At 52.7% G+C, this 601-nt stretch carries 1 rRNA gene; it reads right to left on the reverse strand.

The window, feature by feature from the left end:
- Positions 1-448: ribosomal RNA gene (locus AC07PE_RS27115) — 16S ribosomal RNA — on the reverse strand; the annotation flags it as partial.
- Positions 449-601 lie beyond the last annotated feature (153 nt).

The raw sequence follows: 601 nt of genomic DNA on the forward strand, positions 1-601 counted from the left end.
CCGTTTCTTCCCTGACAAAAGAGCTTTACAACCCGAAGGCCTTCTTCACTCACGCGGCATTGCTGGATCAGGCTTGCGCCCATTGTCCAAAATTCCCCACTGCTGCCTCCCGTAGGAGTCTGGGCCGTGTCTCAGTCCCAGTGTGGCTGGTCGTCCTCTCAGACCAGCTACTGATCGTCGCCTTGGTGAGCCTTTACCTCACCAACTAGCTAATCAGACATCGGCCGCTCCAAAAGCATGAGGCCCGAAGGTCCCCCACTTTCTTCCGTAGAACGTATGCGGTATTAGCGTAACTTTCGCTACGTTATCCCCCACTTCTGGGTACGTTCCGATGTATTACTCACCCGTTCGCCACTCGCCGCCAGGTTGCCCCGCGCTGCCGTTCGACTTGCATGTGTAAAGCATGCCGCCAGCGTTCAATCTGAGCCAGGATCAAACTCTTCAGTTCAATCTCTGTTTGTTGACTCTTTCGAGTCACCATCCTTGCGGATGGGTCGCTCACTCAAAATACTGACCGTCACTCATTGCTGAGCAACGTTATACTTTTTGTGAACATTTGATAATTTAAGCATTCAGCAACCGCTTACGCAGCTGCTGGCAC

This window comes from Telluria sp. GW821-FHT07G12, assembly GCF_059418525.1.